This is a genomic window from Streptomyces sp. MB09-01, from assembly GCF_033794505.1.
Lineage (GTDB): Bacteria > Actinomycetota > Actinomycetes > Streptomycetales > Streptomycetaceae > Streptomyces.
In genome coordinates this window covers 18,128-34,955 of sequence record NZ_JARAYQ010000070.1, presented here as the reverse complement: position 1 = coordinate 34,955, position 16,828 = coordinate 18,128, and the positions used below count along the sequence as shown (strand labels likewise).

Annotated in this window: 14 protein-coding genes; 2 read left to right on the top strand and 12 right to left on the bottom strand. The window is 70.9% G+C overall.

Annotation, left to right across the window (positions count from 1 at the left end; all coding sequences use genetic code 11):
- Positions 1-2: 2 nt before the first annotated feature.
- From PV721_RS17050 to PV721_RS17015, 8 genes are all read right to left on the bottom strand, one after another.
- Entirely contained in the window at positions 3-254 is a 252-nt protein-coding gene (locus PV721_RS17050) for an acyl carrier protein (RefSeq protein ID WP_319725009.1), read from the bottom strand.
- A gap of 155 nt (positions 255-409) precedes the next feature.
- The gene (glgA, locus tag PV721_RS17045) at positions 410-1,639 is read right to left on the bottom strand and encodes a glycogen synthase (RefSeq protein WP_319725007.1); all 1,230 of its coding nucleotides are present in this window, start codon (positions 1,637-1,639) and stop codon (positions 410-412) included.
- On the bottom strand, positions 1,621-2,514 hold the full coding sequence (locus tag PV721_RS17040) for an HAD family hydrolase (protein ID WP_319725005.1): 894 nt from the start codon (positions 2,512-2,514) through the stop codon (positions 1,621-1,623). The genes glgA and PV721_RS17040 overlap by 19 nt, the downstream gene beginning before the upstream one ends.
- Positions 2,508-3,401, bottom strand: a complete 894-nt coding sequence (locus PV721_RS17035; protein WP_319725003.1) for a LacI family DNA-binding transcriptional regulator — start codon at positions 3,399-3,401, stop codon at positions 2,508-2,510. The genes PV721_RS17040 and PV721_RS17035 overlap by 7 nt, the downstream gene beginning before the upstream one ends.
- 91 nt (positions 3,402-3,492) lie before the next feature.
- On the bottom strand, positions 3,493-4,611 hold the full coding sequence (locus PV721_RS17030) for a winged helix-turn-helix transcriptional regulator (protein ID WP_319725001.1): 1,119 nt from the start codon (positions 4,609-4,611) through the stop codon (positions 3,493-3,495).
- A 120-nt stretch (positions 4,612-4,731) separates the two neighbouring features.
- On the bottom strand, positions 4,732-5,526 hold the full coding sequence (locus PV721_RS17025) for an SDR family oxidoreductase (RefSeq protein ID WP_319724999.1): 795 nt from the start codon (positions 5,524-5,526) through the stop codon (positions 4,732-4,734).
- Positions 5,523-6,437 carry a VOC family protein gene (locus tag PV721_RS17020; protein WP_319724997.1) on the bottom strand — a complete coding sequence of 305 codons (915 nt, stop codon included), beginning with the start codon at positions 6,435-6,437 and terminating at the stop codon, positions 5,523-5,525. The genes PV721_RS17025 and PV721_RS17020 overlap by 4 nt, the downstream gene beginning before the upstream one ends.
- Before the next feature lie 52 nt (positions 6,438-6,489).
- On the bottom strand, positions 6,490-8,010 hold the full coding sequence (locus tag PV721_RS17015; protein WP_319724995.1) for a class I SAM-dependent methyltransferase: 1,521 nt from the start codon (positions 8,008-8,010) through the stop codon (positions 6,490-6,492).
- A 139-nt stretch (positions 8,011-8,149) separates the two neighbouring features.
- Here PV721_RS17015 and PV721_RS17010 point away from each other — a divergent pair, with 139 nt between their 5' ends.
- A complete protein-coding gene (locus PV721_RS17010) occupies positions 8,150-9,346 on the top strand; it encodes an NAD(P)/FAD-dependent oxidoreductase (RefSeq protein WP_319724993.1) in 1,197 nt (398 codons plus the stop codon).
- A 314-nt stretch (positions 9,347-9,660) separates the two neighbouring features.
- On the top strand, positions 9,661-11,265 hold the full coding sequence (locus tag PV721_RS17005) for an ABC-F family ATP-binding cassette domain-containing protein (RefSeq protein WP_319724991.1): 1,605 nt from the start codon (positions 9,661-9,663) through the stop codon (positions 11,263-11,265).
- Between the two features lie 97 nt (positions 11,266-11,362).
- On the opposite strand, the gene PV721_RS17000 is transcribed toward PV721_RS17005, so the two are convergent.
- From PV721_RS17000 to PV721_RS16985, 4 genes are all read right to left on the bottom strand, one after another.
- Complete coding sequence (locus tag PV721_RS17000) at positions 11,363-13,432, bottom strand: radical SAM protein (protein WP_319724989.1); 2,070 nt, start codon at positions 13,430-13,432, stop codon at positions 11,363-11,365.
- A 109-nt stretch (positions 13,433-13,541) separates the two neighbouring features.
- A complete protein-coding gene (locus tag PV721_RS16995; protein ID WP_319724987.1) occupies positions 13,542-15,011 on the bottom strand; it encodes a GMC family oxidoreductase in 1,470 nt (489 codons plus the stop codon).
- Between the two features lie 59 nt (positions 15,012-15,070).
- Positions 15,071-16,030: an adenosine kinase gene (locus PV721_RS16990; RefSeq protein WP_319724985.1), complete on the bottom strand. Its 960-nt coding sequence runs from the start codon at positions 16,028-16,030 to the stop codon at positions 15,071-15,073.
- Positions 16,031-16,178: 148 nt separating this feature from the next.
- A complete protein-coding gene (locus PV721_RS16985) occupies positions 16,179-16,811 on the bottom strand; it encodes a hypothetical protein (RefSeq protein ID WP_319724982.1) in 633 nt (210 codons plus the stop codon).
- Between the last annotated feature and the right edge of the window lie 17 nt (positions 16,812-16,828).

Here is a 16,828-nt window from a genome sequence, read left to right as displayed (position 1 = left end):
CTCTAAAAGCCCTCTGGATGATCGACCGGGCCGCCGAGCGCGGCCAACTCGCCCAGCACCGGGAACCCGAATACCTGGCGGGGGGTGAATGCCAGCCCGCGCTCGGCGGCCCGGTCGATCATCCAGAGGGCTTTTAGAGAGTCACCGCCGATCTCGAAAAAGCTGTCCTCCGGCGATATGGTGTCGCGTTTCCGCTGCAATACCTCCGCCCATATGTCGGTCAGTACGTCCAGGGCTGCTTCATATTCCGGCACGAGGCGCCTCCTCTGTCTGCGATCACGCCTCGCCAGAGAGTACGAACCCGAACCGCGTTACCCAAAGGAGCGCTCAACTCAGTCTTCGCCAAGGCGTGGAATCGTCTCGCTTCGCACGGAACGACTTGTCGTGCGCGGCCCGGAGCAGGGAATTGTCAGACGGCCGGGCCCTGTCGTGCGATCGACGCGTAGACGTCCCTCACTTCGCGTACGGCGCGCTGCCACGAGAATGTCTCGACGGCGCGCAGACGCCCGGCCTGCCCCATCCTCTCCGCGGTGTCCGGGTCGTCCAGCAGAGAATTCACCCGGGCGGCGAAGTCCTTGGCGAAGACGAAGGGGTCATCCGGCTGCCCGCCGGTCTCCGGCCCCCCGAGCAGGGGCACGAGCCGGCCGGTCTCGCCGTCGACGACCACCTCGGGGATGCCGCCGGTCGCGGAAGCGACGACCGGCGTGCCACAGGCCATAGCCTCCAGGTTCACGATGCCGAGCGGTTCGTAGACCGAGGGGCAGGCGAACACCCTGGCGTGCGTCAGCAGTTGGACCAGCGCACGGCGTGAGAACTCCCCACCGATCCAGTGGACGTCGACACCCTGGTCGCGCAGCCGGCCGACCCCGTCCGCGAACTCCGCGCGGGCCTCGGAGGTATCGGCGGCCTGCGCCACGATCACCAGGCGGGTTCCGGGAACGAAGTGCTGGGCGGCCCGCAGCAGATGGTCGAGCCCCTTCTGTCTGCTGATCCGGGCCACGCTCGCCACGATGGGGCGGTCGGTGCGTATGCCGAACGACTCCAGTGCGTCGCTGCTGTGGTCGGGGGCGAACTCCTGGGTGTCGATGCCGTTGTGCACCACGCTGACCCGGTCGGGGTCGAGTTCGGGGTGGAGGCGCGTGATGTCCTGTGCCATGGCCCGCGAGACGGCGACCACCCGGTCGGCCGCACAGAGCGCGGTCCGTTCCATGGAACAGGACAGGGCGTATCCCCCGCCGAGCTGCTCCTTCTTCCAGGGCCTGAGGGGTTCCAGGCTGTGTGCCGTCACCACGTGCGGAATGCCGTGGAGCTGCTGGGCGAACCTGCCGGCAAGACCCGTGTACCACGTGTGACTGTGCACCACGTCCGCGCCCGCCACGGCTTCCGCCATAGCGGCGTTGACCGCGACGGCCTGCAGGGCCGGGTTGGCGTCGCGCAGTTCGGCCGGCACCCGGTGGGCGAGCACGTCCGGGGCGCCTGCTGACGCGGCGGACGGCACGTCAGGGGTGTCGGGCGGACCGTAGTGGTGGACCCGCAGGTCCACCAGGGGGCGCAGCTGACCGGCGAGGGCCGTCACATGCACACCGGCGCCCCCGTACACATAGGGCGGGTACTCGCGGGTCAGCAGGTCGACGCGCATGGGGCGGTCCTTTCCGGTGCGTCGGGAGGCACAGATCGGTTGAGAGGGTCGCTGCTCGCCTGGCCGGAAGTCCCTGTCAGCCCTTCGAGGACACGGGCGACCCCGTCGTCGTCGTGGTGGGGCGCCACCTCGTCGGCCACGGCCTTCAGGTCGGGATGGCAGTTGCCCATGGCCACGCCGTGGCCCGCCCGGCTCAGCAGGGGGATGTCGTTGGGCATGTCTCCGAAGGCGATCACGTCGGCGAGGTCGACACCGTAGCGCTCCGCGGCAAGAGCCAGGCCCGTCCCCTTGTCCGTGCCGGCGGGCAGGATCTCCACCAGACCGCGGTCCGAGTGCGTGACGGCGGCCAGAGGGCCGCAGACCCTTGCGGCGAGCGCGGCCAGATCGTCGTCGAGGAGCACGGGGTGGCGCAGGAAGACCCGGTCGACCGGCCGGCGCCACAGGTCCCGGGGACGGCAGGTCCGGACCGGCGAGAGGGTGTCGCGGACCGGGAATGCGCTGGTCCGCACGAACTCGCCTTCCGGGCCGGAGGTGTTCACGGCAAGAGACAGCTCGCCGGGTACGCCCAGCTCGGCCAGCTCGGCCTGCAGCCGGGCCACCAGGGTGCGGGCCAGATCCCGGTCGAGAGCGACCGTGCTGAGCACCCGGCGCGCGGTCACGTCGTAGAGCTGGGCGCCCTGCCCGCAGACGGCGATCCCCCGGTACCCGAGAGCGTCGAAAACCTGCCCGCACCCGGAGGCAGGCCGCCCTGTGACGATCAGATGTCTCATGCCGCGCAGCCGCGCGGCCCGTAGCGCTTCGAGTGTCCGCGGGGCGATGCTCCTGTCGCTTCTCAGGAGTGTGCCGTCCAGGTCCGTGGCCGCCAGCCTCAGCATGCCCGACCGCCACGGGGTGCGGGGCCGGTCGATCCCCGGACCACGAGTTCGGAGGCGAAGACGAGGTCGGCGCGGGGCACCGGCACCCCGAGCAGTGCCTCCTTGAGCGCCTCGGCCGCACTCTGTGCCATCCGCCGCACGGGCAGCTGTAACACCGTCAGCGGCGGGTCGGTGTAGCGGTTGGACGGCGCGTCCTCGAGAGCGATCAGCGACACGTCGCCGGGCACGGTCAGTCCGCGGCTCCGCACCGCATCGAGCACGCCGAGCGCGAGCAGTCCGTTGTCACAGACGACGGCCGTGCAGCCGGCGTCGAGGAGTGCGCCGGCGGCGGAGTACCCGCCCTCCGGCGAGGAGATCGTCTGTCTCACCAGGACCGGACTCCGCGCCAGAAACGATTCTGCACGGTCGCCGGCCGCCTGGTCCGCGGTGTGCGTCAGGATGAGCCCGATCGCGGTGTGGCCCAGCCCGGAAAGGTATCCGAGCGTCCTGTCGGCGGCCACCGCGTCGTCGGTGCAGAGCTGCAGGGCGGTGGAGCCCTCCGCCCCGGCGTGAACGACGAAGACCGGTGCGCCCGGTCCGGCGGTGAGCCCGCCCTCCGGCGCCTTCGCATCGCCGGTCCGCACCGGTCCGATGTGCACCATCCCGTCGATGCCGCGTGCCCTGAGCCGCCCGGGCAGCTCTTCGTGCCATTGTTCCTGCCACTCCTGGCCGGCCGCCTCCGGGCAGAGGACGGAAAGCAGCCCCTGCCGCAGCAGGGCGTGTGCCATCTGGCTCGCCAGGTGCAGGAGCAGGGGGTTTTCCAGTTCCGGCACGACGACGGCGACCAGCACGGTCGCGGGCTCCCGGGACGGCGCAGCAGCCGCACGGTTCACCGTTGTGTTGGCCATCGGTTCTCCTCGGGTCGCACACGGTGTGCGGGCGAACTGTGTTCAACAGCTGCGTTAACGCAGTTGAACAGAAGGTCTGCACGCATCCAGGTCAGACCGCTTCGGAGCGGATCAACTCGGTCTCCTCGCCCAGCTCTTCGGCGAGGTAGCGCCACATCTCCGCATATCCGAGGAACAGCTCGGCCACCAGCATGCGACAGTGCGGCGGAACGCTGTCGGCGATCTTGCGCCGCTCGCGGGCGGCGTGCGCACAGGAGTCGAAGAGGCGCAGAACCAGTCGGCCGGTGTCGTTGAACCGGAGCGAGGGGTCCCTGCGCAGGGTGTCGAAGATGGGCATCAGGTCCGAAAGCTTCCGGCTGGGCAGCATCGGCGCGTTGGTGCCGGCCACCGGCCTGGTTCGCCGTCCCGACTGCGGCTTCCCGCCGCGGAGCTTCAACGGCACAGGGTCCACGCCCTGACGGATCCGTTCACGTACGTCGGCGACCGTCGCCGGGGAGATGCCCACCTTCCGGGCTATCTGCCGCAGTGAGGCACCGGGGTTGGAGCGGATGAGCTCGCTCGCCAGTTCCCGGCCCTGCACGCTGTTGACCGGGCGGGCCCGGCCGTCGAGACCGACCCGCACGGCGACCTGGGGTTCGTCGTCGGCCATGCCCCGGCGCACCTCGGCCACTTTCTTGGCGGAGAGGCCGGTCACGGACGCCACCGCGCGGTCGGACCACTGCGGATGGGAAACGAAGATGCGCTGCACGGCGGCGATCCGGTCGGCTCTCGCCAGCGGCAGGCCATGGGCCACGTTGGCCGCCACCGACAGGACGAACGCGTCCTTCTCGTCGCCGTCGAAGAACTGCACGGCTATCCGGTCCTGGCCCCGGAGCTCGGCGGCGCGTAACCGGTGCATTCCGTCGACCACGCGCATGGTGGCACGGTGCACCGTGATGGGCGGCAGGGCTAACTCGCTGTCGGCCAGGGCTTGCGCGTGGCCTGCGTCCGCACCCGATTTCCGAAGCGTTCCCAACGTCACGAGGTTCGCAAGGGGAACGAGTTCGACAGGGGAGTGGCGGAGCTCGCTCTCGCACTGCGCCACATAGGAAAGGGCGTCGCTCTCACGCGTCTTGAGCTGCTCATCTACGCTCAACGCAGGCTCCTCGAAGGAAAGTTGCAGACTATGGGCATCCATCGAGAAACATACCTTGATCGTTGCTGTGCGCAAACGGATAATCTGATCTTTTGGGCTGTCGTTGAGAGCGCTCCGAAGGGACCCTCCAGGGGGCCGGCCCGGTGCGGGGCCGACCCCCCCTCATCTCTCGCCCACCACCCTCACGGGGCACGGTCACCGCACCGACAGTCCACCGTCGGGACGGAGCACTTCCCCCGTCATCCCCGCCGCCTGGGGTGAGGCCAGGAACCGGTAGAGCGGAGCCAGTTGCGACGGTTCCATCACGACCCCGAGGGGGTTGAACTCGCGGATGGTGCGGACGATGGGCTCCGGGTCGGCAAAGACCGGCCGAATCGCCGGGCCGGGCCCCACCACCGCACGAAGCCCCGTCACCACTCCCCCGGGGGCCACCGCGTTGACTCGTATCCCTGGCGCCAGATCTGCGGCCAGATGACGAACGAGCCCCAGGGCCGCGTGCTTGGCCGCCGCGTAGGCGAGGCCCGCGCCGTTTCCGCTGACCAGGAACGACGCGTCGGAGAGGGTGAAGACCATGCAGCCTCCCGTGCGCTCCAGCGCGTCGGCGGCGGCCCGGGCGCCCAACATGTACCCGACCACATCGACGTCCAGGACCTTCCGGGCCGCCTCGGCCAGCTTCTCGGCCGGGAGGTCCCGCAGCCGGGTCCCGGCATCGTGGATCCCGGCGTTGCCGACGAAAACGTCGAGCCGGCCGAATCGGTCGAGGGCGGTGGCCACAGCCCGCTCGTTGTCCCGGACACTGCACACGTCGCCGCGGACGGCGCTCGCCCCGGCCGGCAGGGGCCGCCCGGGCTCCTCCTGGTCCAGGACGACGACACGGTACCCGTGCGCCGCGAAGTCCTCGACGACGGCCAGCCCGATACCCGAGGAGCCCCCGGTGACCAGGACCACCGGCGATGTTCCGCCCGTCGCACCACTTCCCTGCGCACTCATACCGGCGGAGCCGCCCACAGGCCCGGGTCGGGAGTGCCGAGCAGGGTGGTGGCGACCAGCTCGTCCCGCGCGTTGGCGGTTCCCCACACATCGGTCGTCTGGGCCGTCGCCGGGTAGACCTTCGGCGTCCAGCCGTGCTCGTCGTCGATCATCTGGGCCGCAGTGGTGTACTCGAGCACGAATCCCGACGACGGGTCCTGGAAGTACGAGAAGGTGTTCTGCCCGACCCCGTGGCGGCCGGGCCCCCAGAGCGGCGGCATGCCCTGGCGCATCATCGCGCCGGTCGCCCGCATGAACTCGTCGAGTCCACGCACTTCGAAGGCCACATGGTTCAGCGAGGTGTGCGGAGCCCTGGTGAAGGCGATGACGTGATGGGCCCGCCCGGTGCGCATGAAGCACATGATGTCCTCGACCCAATCCGACACCCTGAACCCGAGCACGGACTCGTAGAAGGTGCGGGCGGCGTGCAGGTCGGGGGTGTTGAGTACGACGTGGCTGATCCCGATCGGGCGGGTCTCCGTCTCCTCCACCGGCCGGAAGGCCCGGCCCGCCACATCCGAGGACACCTCGACCGTACGGCCGTCGCAGTCGAGGAACCACAGTCCGTACCCGCCCCCGAGGTCCTGTCGCTCGCCGGGTTCGCGCACGATCTTCGCCTGGGGATGACGTGCCACCCGCTCGGCTATCTCGTCCACCTCAGTGGCCGAGGAGGCGGCCAGCGAGATCAGGTCGACCCGGGGTTCGGCGGTCTCGCGAAGGCGCAGTACGTGGCTCTCCGGGCAGCCCGACCCCAGGTAGAGCCGGTCGTCGTCGTTGCCCACCGCCTCCAGTTGCCAGCGCTTCTCGTAGAACTCCCGGGCCGCGGCAAGATTCGGGACCCCGAATCCCACATGGCGGACGTGCGTAACCATGCTTCATCCTTTGCAGTTCGGTGTGCCTGGTGAGGGGTACGGCCGGTGCCGGTCAGCTCAGTTCCGGCACGAAGACCAGGTCCTGGAGCCGCAGCCCCGGCGGAAGGTCCGCGTTGACCGTTCGGAGCACCTCTTCCCGGCAGCTCAGTTCCACCCGGGGCGGAAAGACGGGCTGCCGCCAGGGCCGGCCGGCGCCGGCGACGCCGGGCACCGCCTGGCAGACCGCTGCCGGGGTGTGCCCGGACGGTACGCACCAGAGGTCGAACCTGCCGGCGCCGTCGTCATCGGGTGTCCACCGCAGCCTCGCGGACCATCCGGACTCCTCGGCCAGCAGGCACAGCCGCTCGGGGTCGAGACCGCTCACGGTGCCGCGCTCGCCCGTCGGGTCGCCGCCACCCTGATGACCGGTGCCACCGGTCTCGGCCGGGCCCGTGTCCCGGGCCGCACCGCTCGGCTCCCGCAGCGCGAGAGCCTCGGCCAGCCGCGCGTTCGGGACACCCCGGAATCCGAACGGCTGCTCCTCCCCGGCAAGACGGATCCGTAGCTGTTCGACCGTCAGGGTCCCGCCGTCGCACCACTCGGGTTCGGCGTCCGCCGACGGACAGCCGACGTGCACCACGGCGTCGTACCGGAACAGCGTCATCTCGGTCGGCGAGGCACCCCGGCGCGGGGCGGTCTCCGTACCCGTTATCCCGTCGATCCGCTCCACCAGGGAGTGCAGGTACCCGGGATGCAGGCTCAGCTCCCCGTCGAGCCTCAGCTCCCGGTCCATCTGGGCGGTCAGCTGCGCGTGGTCGGCCCCGGCCGGCGCCTGCCGGTGGTGCTTGAGGCCGACGAGGGCGTCACGGAGCCCCGCATGCCTCAGGTCTCCCAGGAAGACGTGCCCGCCCGGTGCGACAGCCGGCAGGACCCGGCGCAGGACCTCTTCGAGATACAGGATCGAAGGAAAGTACTGCGCGACCGAGTTGATGATCACCAGATCGTAGGGGCCGCCCTCCACGTGCGCGACGGCCGGCCCCTGGGCGACGGTCGTGGCTGTTCCCGGGGCGTGCTCCTTCAGTTCGGCGGCCAGCTCCCTCAGCAGGAGCACGGCCTGCTCCGAGAAATCGGTGGCGGTGTAGACATCCGGGCCGAGCGTGCGGACGAGGGGATCCATCAGCAGACCCGTACCGGCGCCTATCTCCAGAATTCTGCGGGGCCCGAGAGCGGAGATCCGCGCCACGGTCGTGTCGACCCACTCGGCCATCTGCGCAACGGAAACCGGACGTCCGGTGATGCTGTCCGTCCACCCCGTGATTCTGGACGTCTGTGGAGTGGTGTCGAGTGCGGCGACTTCATAGCAGTCGTCGAAGACGGCCCGCCATGAGTCCACCACCGGATCGGCGTCCCCGGCCGGACCACCGCCGGGATCCGCCACCGGGACGACATGGGCTACGAGCCGTCCGCTCTCACCCGGCCCGCCCTTGGCGTGTTCGACTCTCGCCGCCCGGACGCGAGGATGAACGCGGAGTGTGGCTGTGACCGTCTCGACTTCATCCTGCTCGGCGGAGGGGACCGCCTGAGGTTCCGACATGGACTCACCTCCTCGAATACCCGTCAATTCGCAATAAGGCACTGGAGTTTAGGAGCACGAAGCCGTTGGGTGCACGGCTGTGCAGGTGTTCATATCGAGCATCGACCGGCGGCTGCCGCCCCTCCTAGAGTCGCCGTCCATGAGCCCGTACGACGTGATCGTGGTCGGCGCCCGCTGCGCCGGAGCTCCGCTCGCAATGCTTCTCGCCCGCACGGGGCACTCGGTTCTGCTGCTGGACCGCGCCTCCTTCCCGAGCGACACACTCTCCACCCACTGGATCCTGCGCCCCGGTGTCGAACTCCTCGCGTCCTGGGGCCTGGAGGACCGGCTCGCGGCCACCGGCTGCCCCCCGATCGACCAGCTGCGCGTGGACTTCGGCAGCACGGTGCTGTCCGGCACGCCGACAGCCGCGAACGGACCGGCGACGACGTACGCCCCTCGTCGTTCCGTACTGGACGCCCTGCTGGTCGACGCCGCGCGGGAGGCGGGTGCCGAGGTGCGCGAAGGCTCCTCCGTACGTGATGTGGTGTGGGAGAACGGTGTCGTGGCCGGGGTCCGGGGACAGGACGCGCGGGGGGTGCCCTTCGCCGAGCGGGCCCGGCTGGTGGTCGGCGCCGACGGTCGCGGTTCGACGATCGCGCGGGCGGTGGGCGCGCCCGTGACGAAGGATCGCGGCCCGCTCGCCGCCACCCTCTACGGATACTGGTCGCACGTGCCGGCCGACGGGGCGGAGACGTTCGTACGACCAGGGCTCGGAGCTTCCCTGTGGCCCACCCACGACGGACTGACCGTCGTGGCGCTCACCCTGCCCCGCACGGACTTCCTCGCCCATCGCTCCGGATCCGAGCGGCTGTACCTCGACACCCTGGACCGCCTGCCGGAGCTGCGGGCACGAATGCACGGCGGGCGGCTCGCCGAGCCGGTCAGGGCTGCCGGCCTGCTGCGCAACTTCTTCCGCCTGCCACACGGCCCGGGCTGGGCGCTCGCGGGTGACGCCGGGCAGCACAAGGACCCGATCGGAGCGCACGGCATCTCGGACGCGTTCACGGACGCCGACAGTCTCGCCCGGGCGATCGGGCAGGAGTTCTCCGGCGCACTGGCTCCCGGACGGTCCCTGGCCCGCTACGCCGCGCGGCGTGACGCCGGCCGGGCGGCGATGTTCGAATTCGTCTGCCGTCAGGCCGAGTTGCAGCCGCTGGACGAGGACTTCACCCGAGTGCTGCGTGCGTCGGCCGAGGACCCCCGCCTCCGGGGAGAGCTCCTTGACGTGTTCGCCGGGAGCCGACGTGTGGAAGAGCTCTTCAGGCTCGCCCGGGCCGGCCGGCCGGACCAGTAGCCGTCCCGGGCTTCGGCCGCCCCTCCCCCGTCGCGTGCCCGGCCGCGTCGCGCAAGTGCGCCCGGTCCGCACTTGAACGACGACCGCCACCACGTACGAGGCAGAGGGCGGCCATCGGTGGACGGACGGACCGGAGAAGCCGACTCGTACATCGGGGAACTCACGGCTGTACCGCCGCGGGCAGCGCCATAAGGCAGTGCACGGGAGGGGGCCGTCCGATAATCTGGGGGCATGTCTACGCCCCGGATTTCCTAGCTCACGAACCCGCTTCCACGCCAGAAGTGTGTCCGTTTGCTTTCTCGGAGCGTCATTACATGATCACCGTTCATGGTGTCGACCTGCGCGTCGGCGCCCGTCTCCTGCTGTCCGACATCTCCTTCACCGTCGCGCCCGGCGACCGGGTCGGCCTGGTCGGCCGTAACGGCGCGGGCAAAACCACCCTGTTGAACACCCTGGCCGGGCACACCCGGCCGGCTGCCGGAACGATCTCCCGCACGGCATCCGTCAATTACCTGCCGCAGGACTCCCGCGCCGCGGATCCGTCCGTCACCGTCACCGACCGAATCCTCTCCTCCCGCGGCCTGGACCGGGCGGTCCGGGCCCTGCGGGGCGCCGAAGCCGCCATGGCGGAGGCCACGGGTGATTCCGAGCAGGCGCGGGCCATGGATGCCTACGTCCGTGCGGAGGCGGCGTTCCAGAGCGCGGGCGGCTACACGGCGGAGGCGGAGGCGGCCCGCGTCGCCGCGGGTCTCGGGCTGCCGACGCGCGTCATGACGCAGCCGGTCGGCGAACTCTCCGGTGGCCAGCGACGGCGGGTCGAGCTGGCCCGGATCCTGTTCGCGGGCGGTGACGGCACGCTGCTGCTGGACGAGCCCACGAACCACCTCGACGCCGACTCCATCGCCTGGCTGCGCACCTTCCTGGCCGGCCACAGCGGCGGGCTGATCCTGATCAGTCACGACATCGATCTGATCGCCGAGACGGTCAACCGGGTCTTCCACCTCGATCCGCAGCGCGCCACCATCGACGTGCACAACACCGGCTGGGCTGCCTATCTGACCCAGCGGGAGAGCGACGAGCGGCGGCGATCGCGCGAACGGGTCAACGCCGAGCGCAAGGCAGCCTCCCTGCACGCCCAGGCCGACAAGATGCGGGCCCGGGTGGCCACGGCCACCGCCGCGAAGAACATGGCCCGCCGCGCCGACCGGATGCTGGCCGGCCTCGAACCCACCCGGCGGGCGGACAAGGTGGCGAGGATCAGCCTGCCCGAACCCGCCCCCTGCGGGCGGATGCCACTCGGGGCCGTGAGCCTGGCCAAGTCGTACGGCGGCCAGGCGGTGCTCCACGGTGTGGACCTCGCCGTGGACCGGGGCAGCCGGCTGGTGATCCTGGGGCTCAACGGCGCCGGGAAGACCACCCTGTTGCGCCTGCTGGCCGGCCGGGAGACGCCCGACGGCGGCCGGGTGGTGCGCGGGCACGGGCTGCGGCTCGGCTACTTCGCCCAGGAGCACGAGACCCTGGACTCCGCGCGTACCGTCCGGGAGAACCTGGCCACCGCCGCGCCGCAGTTGAGCGAGGGCGAAGTACGGCGCGTACTCAGCTCGTTCCTGTTCACCGGGGACGACGCCGACAAGCGTGCGGAGGTGCTCTCGGGAGGCGAGAAGACCCGGCTGGCGCTGGCCACGCTGGTCCACTCCGGTGCGAACGTGCTCCTGCTGGACGAGCCGACCAACAACCTCGACCCGGCGTCCCGTCGTGAGGTCCTGGCAGCGGTGGGCACCTATCCGGGCGCCATCGTGATGGTCACCCACGACGAGGGCGCCATCGAGGCCCTGCGCCCGGACCGGGTCCTGCTGCTGCCGGACGCCGACGAGGACCTGTGGAGCGAGGACTACCTGGACCTGGTCTCCCTCGCCTGACATCCGGACGCCCGCCCCCGGCGCTGCCGGATCGTGCCTGGCCCGCGACGCCCTGCACCGGACGCCGCGGGCCTGGCCGGCCTCCTGAAGGAACTGCCTAGGCGCCGCGGCGGGCCCTCAGCGGTTCGCCTCGACGACGCAGGACCTGCGGGGCCCGCAGCTCATGGGCGAGCAGACGCTCGGCTGCGGCTGCGCGCTGCACCGGGTCGAGCAGGGCCAGGGCCGCGAGCAGCCGTTCGGCTGTGGCCTGGTCGACGCTCTCCTCCTGGTTCCCGTCCTGCTCGCTGCTCCCGTGACCGAGGAGCCGCCCGGTCTCGGCATCCAGCGGGGCGTGCGCGCCGATGCCGTCGTCGCGGGCCCCGGCCGAGCGGCGCAGCGGTTCGGCGGCATGCTCCGGAAGCAGGCCGGCGTACCGGGGCAGGTCGGCGTCGTCCGCGATGAGCAGCAGGTGCTTGGCGATGAGCCCGGCCTCCGGGAAGGGGGTGCCCACCGCGAGGGGGGCGAGCGTCTCGGGCGCCAGGCCGAGGACGCAGCCGGCGTGCAACAGCACCTCGCGCACGCGCCCGGAGCCGGGCGCGTCGGGCAGCAGGGCCGCCGTGCGCTCCAGAAAGCCGGTGAGCACCTTCTCGGGTCCGGCGGTGTCCGCCTGGTCGCCACCGCGGTAGTAGCACGCCAGGTACCCCTGCCACCAGGCCAGCTGCACGGCGTACAGCTCGGCGACCGTGGCTTCGTAGGCGTCGTGGGCGAGCAGCCCCTCCTCGGCGAGGGCCTTGAGCGCCGGGACGAGGTCGCGGTAGACCAGCCGCACCCAGGTGTGCGGCGACCGCTGGATCCCCCAGCACTCACCATGCGCGTGGTCGCCCAGCAGCTCGGCGAGGCTGACCTCCCCGGCGACGAACTCGGTCCGGAGGCCCGTCGCGGTGGTCTCGAAGCGATAGAGGTGGTCCGAGGTGAGCGGCGCTCGCGGGGTGGGGAGCGCGTGATCGATCAGCTGCTCCAGTTCCTGGTACTGCAGCTGGAGTTCTTCGAAGGCGATACCGAGGCTCGGATACAGCGGGTCGGCGAACCGGACCTTGATCTTGGCGATCTCCTCCGACAGCGCCTGGTAGAGGAAGACCTTGTCGAACCGGTAGCTGAACGAGAGCCCGATGTAGGGGAAGACAGTGCAACTACGGCACTCCGAGCGGTGGCCGACCTCCTCGTCGCGTACGCGCACGAACTCCTCGTCCTGCACCAGTTCGCGCAGCGGGCGGTCCCACGGCACCGAGTTGTCGAACGCGTGGTAGCAGGGCAGCACCAGGCGTCCGTCCGGGCCGACGGTGAGGATCCGCTTGTTGGCGAAGCAGGCCGTGGGCGCGGTCGGGTCCAGGTTCTCCATGTACTTGCGGAAGTGCAGGTTGATCAGTGCGAACGGCTCGTGGAGCAGCCGCATCAGCTCGGCGGCGATCGGTCCGCCGACCGGCCCCGAGCCTTCCATGCGGTCCGCCCGCGCGGCAACGGTGTCGTTGAGCGGCTTGCCGTTCTGTTCGATCAGCTTGAGCTTGCGTGCCGTCCTCTGCATGTCACGGACGGTGTCCTGCTCGTCGAAGTACTCGAACATCCCGGAGAAATAGATGGTGATCCGGTTCTCGTGGGCGAAGCGCAGCAGCTCCGGCATCTCGTCCACGTTCTCCCGGGTGACGACGCAGATCAGCTTCAGGTTGCCGGAGCCGGTGGCGATGATGCGCTGGATCACGTCCAGGGCCCGGTCCAGGGTGGGCACTCCGCGGATCTGCCGGTACCGCTCGGGCCTGAGCGTGTCCAACGAGATGTTCATGGTGTCGACGTACGGCACGATCGCGTCGATGTGCTTGGCGAACCGGATGCCGTTGCTGGTGACCTCCACCGTCATTCCGAGGGACTTGGCGTACTGGACTATCCCGTCGATGTGCGGGTGCAGCACCGGTTCGCCCCCGGTGAAATCGACATAGCGGACGCCGAGTTCGTGCAGCTCGTCCAGAATCTGACGGGCCCGTTCCAGGGTCAGCTCCTCGTAGCCCTTGAACTTGTCGTCCTGCCATACGTTGCAGTATCCGCAGAGCGAGTTGCAGCGGAAGGTGACGTAGAAGCGGGCGGACTGCAGAATGCCGGGCGCGCCGGCGGTCGTGTATGGGGTACTCGCGGTCACTGTGTTCGTTCTCCGTCTGTATGTGCGGCAAGGTCGAGCAGGTTCGGGTATCGGTGACGTGGCCGACGCAGTGTTCGAACCCGCATGCCGGTGGCACCGGTCGGGTCGGTCATCCCTCGTCGCTCTCCTTCACCGCGTCGGCGAGCATTTCGGCGAGGACGAGTACCGGGAGCTGGGTGTTCGCCGCAGGAGCGGTGGGCAGGATGGAGGCGTCGGCGACCCGCAGGTTGTCCACACCCCGCACCCTGCCCTCGCCGTCGACGACGGCCGCCGGGTCGTCGGGGTGTCCCATGGCGCAGGTACCCACCGGGTGCCAGTACGTGCCGAGCCGGGCGCGCAGCTCCTCGTCCGACAGGTCGCGCGACGGGCGGCCCGCGACGGGGCCGGCCAGCGGCTTGAAGGCAGCGGTCGCGGCGAGCCGCTCCACGAGCTGCAGGCCCGAGCGGAGCGCGGCGGCGTCGCGGCCCGCCGGGTCGGTGAGGAAGGCCGGGTCGATGTCCAGGCGGGCGTGAGGGTCGGCCGAGCGCAGTCGTACCCGGCCGCGCGAGAGGGGTTTCATCAGGAAGGCCGAGATGCCCGCCTCGTACTCCCCGGGCGGCAGCGTGCCGAACAGCGGGTCGCCCGCGGAAGGCAGGATGTGCAGGTCCCAGGAGTCCTCGGGACAGACCTCGCTGGCCGCCCGGATCAGCATCCGGCTGACGTACAGCTCGCCGGCCTCTTCCTTGGCCGCCAAGGCGGCGTTCAGCTCGGCCGTCGGGGTCAGCGGTACGAAGACACCGGGTTGGTCGACGAGGTTCGCACCCACGCCGGGCACTTCGATCGAGGGCCGGATCCCGGTCTCCCGCAACTCGTCGGCGGGGCCGATGCCGCTGCGCAGCAGCAGCGCGGGTGAACCGAAGGCGCCGCAGGCGACGAGGAACGTGTCCGCCGCCAGGGTCTCGCGCCTCCCGTCCACGACGACCTGGACGGCCCGGACCCGCCCGTGGCGCACGGTCAGCAGGTCAGCCGTGGTGTTGCCCAGGATCGTCAGGTTGGGCCGCGACCGGGCGTGTTCGAGGTAGGCGAAGGCAGCGTTCCAGCGGAGGCCGTCAAGTGCGTTGATCAGCGGGGTGCCGCAGCCGGTCCCGCCCGAAGTGGCCACGTCCACGTCTGCGTAGCCGAGTTCACGAGCCCCCGCCAGGGCAGCCCGCGCCCAGACGGAGATTTCCCGCTCCGGTACGGTCCGCAGCTGCATCTGCTCGACGGCCCGCAGCCGATACGGCTCCATGGCGGCAGCCGACCACGGCCGGCCGCCCGCATCAGTCCACTCCTCGTGGTCGGCTGCCGAACCCCAGGTGTGCCAACAGCCGTTGACGCAGGAGGAGCCGCCCAGGACACGGGCGCGAATGCGGTGCACCTCAGTGCCGCGCTCCCAGACGTCGTCGCGCGGCAGGGAGCGGGCGTCCAGCAGCGTGTGCGGCCAGGCACCCTGGTCGGGGCCGTAGTCCGGACCGGCCTCCACCAGGCACACCGTCCGACCGGGGTCCTCGCTCAGCCGGGAGGCCAGCACGCAGCCCGACACTCCCCCACCGACGATCACGACGTCGTATCCGGACGGTGGAGCGGCAGCGAATGGGGACCCGCCGCTCGTCGTACGCGTCATACGGGGTCACCGGACGTATCGGCACCCGCGGCCGTCTCGGACGCGGACCGTGCCTCCAGCCTGGCCACTTCGGCGAGGAGCTCGGCACTTGCGATGGTGTCGGTGCGTGTCGACGGCACGGTACAGGCGTACGCACCGGCGACCGCCCCGTACAGGGCACACCGCCGGAGGTCTTCGCCGTTCAGCCAGCCGAACAGGAAGCCGGAGGCGAAGGCGTCGCCCGCGCCGTTGGAATCCACCACGGGGGCCGGGGGCGTGACGGCGGGGACATGCACCAGTTCGCCGTCGGCCAGGAGGTAGGCGCCCTCGGCTCCGGCGGTGGCCACGACGGCCCGGGCCCGGCCGCGCCGGGCGATGTCACGCATGGTGCGCTCGGGGTCGTCCAGGGCGGTGGTGGACAGGAAGACGAGGTCCGCCGCCAGGGCGAAGGGCTCGTGGTACGGGTTGGCGCCGTCCCAGTCGTGCAGGTCGGTCGAGAGGGTAACCCTGGTCTCCCGCAGCACGGGCAGCGCGAGCGCGCACGGATGGGTGATGACGACGTGGGCGTGACGGCTGACGGCGGCCAGGTCCCGAACCGTCGCCTCGGGCAGCCGGTCGGACTCCTGGGAGCGGCTGTCGTCGTACAGGGACAGCCGCCGGCCGTCGGGGCCGACCAGGTTGACGGCGCGTTTGGTACCGCCGGGCAGAGGGACCTCGGTGAGGGAGATGCCCCGGTCCCGATGGAGTGCGCGGACCAGGTCGCCCTCGTGGTCTTCGCCGATCATGTCCAGGTGGTGGGTGCGCAGGCCCAGGCTGCTCACCCCGAGCGCGACGAAGTCCCCGCTCTGTCCCGCGCGGGTCTCGATGCCGGGCCGGATCATGTAGCTGTCGGCATAGGGGAGCGGTAGCTCGGGGACGTGGACGATGGTGTCCACGCCGGCGCCACCCAGGACGAGGACATCGGTCTCGGTGCTCATGGCTCTGGTCGTTCCTCTCGGTCGGGGAGATGTATCCGGGGGAGGTGAATCAAGCGTCCGCCTTGTGCCGGCGGCAGTGTGCGGAGGAGTTCCGCCGGCCGCCCCTCGCGGGTGGAGGGGGTCCGTACGGCTCTGGCGGGGCCGGCCGTCAGCCGTGCGGAGCGGCCGGGGTGGTGGACAGGTCACGGTGGACCTCGGCGACCGCGCGCGGACCCGCATGCGCGAACAGGTCCTCCAAGGGGAGCGGAAGTCCTTCCGGTCCGGCCACGGGCAGGCGCCAGTCGGGGTACTCGTCGGACGTGCCGGGCAGGTTCTGGGGGCGGCGGTCCCCGACGGTGTCGGGCAGCCGGACGCCCAGGGGCTTCGCGGGTGTCCGGGCGGGAAAGCCGTGCACGGCCAGGGCTGCGCGGCTCGGAACGCGGTCCGCTTCTCCCTCGGGGCACGTGTCCCGGCCGTCCTCCGTGTCGACCCGCAGCCGGGACCCGGACGGGGCGACCGGGGCCGCCGGAGGCCGCCCCGCGCGCACCACCGCGCAGGGCGGCAGCAGATGCCCGGCAAGGGCCTGCCTGCGTTCGGCCGGCGCGTCGCGAATGCCGCCGGGGGTACTCGTGTCGACGTCGAGTGCGCCGAGCACGGCGTGCAGGGTCTCCGGGGAGACGTCGACCCTGCGGCCGAGATCGGTGGTGTAGTGCGTGGCGACGCCGTGGAGGCGGGCCAGGTCGGTCAGGTCACGTGCGACTCGGGGGCCTCGTGGCGTGTGGCTGCCACGGATGACGGGCATGGTTGCGGCTCTCCCTC